This is a genomic window from Burkholderia sp. E168m23 (genome assembly GCF_016586125.1).
In the GTDB taxonomy this organism is placed as follows: Bacteria; Pseudomonadota; Gammaproteobacteria; order Burkholderiales; family Burkholderiaceae; genus Burkholderia; species Burkholderia orbicola.
The window spans coordinates 1-2,117 of sequence record NZ_BCPP01001111.1; the positions used below are offsets into that span (position 1 = coordinate 1).

Sequence of the window (2,117 nt, forward strand, 5' to 3'; positions counted from 1 at the left end):
AGGTGACGGCCGCGCTGCCGGGCGCCGTCACGCAGGACCCCGCGTTCGGGCTGCCGGCCGTGTGGATCGACGTCGCGCTGCGCGAGCAGGCGCAGGTGTACGGCTACACGGTGGTCGACGCGAGCACGGTGGTCGCGACGCATCTGAACCATCTCGTCGTCCAGCACGCGGCCGAGCTGCTCGGCCGCCAGGAAGTGCAGGCGCTCGTCGAGCGCACCGGCAAGGACGCGCCGTCGCTCGTCGAGGACCTCGTGCCGAAGACGATCTCGCTCACCACGCTGCAGAAAGTGCTGCAGAACCTGCTCGAGGAAGGCGTGCCGATCCGCGACATGCGTACGATCCTCGAGGCCGTGTCCGAGCATGCGGGCCGCGGCGACGCGTTCGAGATCACGGCCGCGGTGCGGCTCTCGCTCGGCCGCGCGATCACGCAGCAGTGGTATCCGGGCAACGGCGAAATGCAGGTGATGGGCCTCGACGCGAATCTGGAGCGCGTGCTGTCGCAGGCGCTCGCCACCGGCGCGAACCCGGGCCTCGAGCCCGGCCTTGCGCACAACCTTCTGACCGGCACGCAGCAAGCGATGCTGCGTCAACAGAATCTCGGGCTGCCGCCGGTGCTGCTGGTGCAGCACGCGCTGCGCGCGATGCTCGCGCGCTTCCTGCGCCGCAGCCTGCCGCAATTGAAAGTGCTGTCGTATGCCGAAGTGCCGGACACACGCACGATCAAAGTCGTTAACGTCATCGGGGGTTCCGCTTGAACATTCGCAAATTCACCGGCGCAACGAGCCGCGACGCACTTCGTCTCGTGCGCGAGGCGCTCGGCGCCGACGCGGTCGTGCTGTCGAACCGCACGCTCGATGACGGCAGTGTCGAAATCGTTGCACTCGCCGATTCGGATCTGGCCGCGGTGGCGCCGCCGGCCGCGCGTCCGCGCGTCGCCCCGTCGCGCGTGCCGGAATCCGTGCCGGCCGCCGCCGTGCCGGGGATCGTGTCGCGCCCCGGCATCGCACCGCGCCCGGCCGTCAATCCGTATGCGGCGGGCGAAGGCGGGCTGCCGGACGTGTTCTCGTCCGTGTTCGGCGCGAGCGCCGACGCGCAAGAGGCGGATGCGCATCGTTCGTCGATCGAGGCTGACGCGCCCGCCGCGGCCGCGCCGTCGATCGCAGCACCGACCGCCGGATCGCCGGCCGCCGGATGGCCGGCCCCCGGATCGCCGGCCGCCACTTCCGAACCCGCACCGTGGCTGGTCGAGCACGCGAAGCGCCTCACGCAGCAGCGCGACGCGCTGATCGCCCGAGCGCAGGCGCCTGCCGAGCCGCAGGCGAGCGCGCCGCAGCCCGCAGCCGGCGCGACGCCGCCCGACTGGGCACGCGACATCGTGCGCGACGCAGAACGCCGGATGCCGCCCGCCGGCGCGCCGGCCGCCGCGCGGCGCGCCCCCGACACGGGCGCCGCGTACGCCGCCAAGACGGCCGAACGCACGCGCCTGTCGTCCGACGCGGCCGCCGCGGTGGCCGACGCGGTGAAGTCGCGCATCGAGCGGATCGTCAACGACACCGTGATGCAGGAGCTGGGCGAGCTGCGCGGGATGATGCAAGAGCAGTTCGACAGCCTGATGTGGCACGACCGCCAGCGCCGCAGCGCCGTTCACGGCGCGCTGACGAAGCACCTGTTCGCGGCGGGCTTTTCCGCGCAACTGGTGCGGATGCTGGTCGACAACCTGCCGTCCGGCGACGACGCGCAGACCTTCGAGCAGGCCGCCGAATGGGCGCAGTCGGTGCTCGCGTCGAACCTGCCGGTGCTCGACAGCGAGGACGCGCTGATGGAGCGCGGCGGCGTGTTCGCGCTGATGGGGCCGACGGGCGTCGGCAAGACGACCACCACCGCGAAGCTGGCCGCGCGCTGCGTGATGCGCTTCGGCGCGAGCAAGGTCGCGCTGCTGACCACCGACAGCTACCGGATCGGCGGCCACGAGCAACTGCGCATCTTCGGCAAGATCCTCGGCGTGCCGGTGCATGCGGTGAAGGATGCGGGCGATCTCGCGCTCGCGCTGTCCGAGCTGCGCAACAAGCACATCGTGCTGATCGACACGATCGGCATGAGCCAGCGCGACCGCGCGG

At 71.8% G+C, this 2,117-nt stretch carries 2 protein-coding genes; both read left to right on the forward strand.

Annotated features, from left to right (window positions below; translation table 11 throughout):
• Window positions 1–755 (forward strand): FHIPEP family type III secretion protein (locus JMF90_RS34625; protein WP_201326120.1); only part of this gene is annotated, 755 nt, incomplete at its 5' end.
• Window positions 752–2,117, forward strand: a 1,366-nt coding sequence (flhF, locus tag JMF90_RS34630) for a flagellar biosynthesis protein FlhF (RefSeq protein ID WP_201326121.1), incomplete at its 3' end; no start/stop codon positions are given. The genes JMF90_RS34625 and flhF, both read left to right, overlap by 4 nt.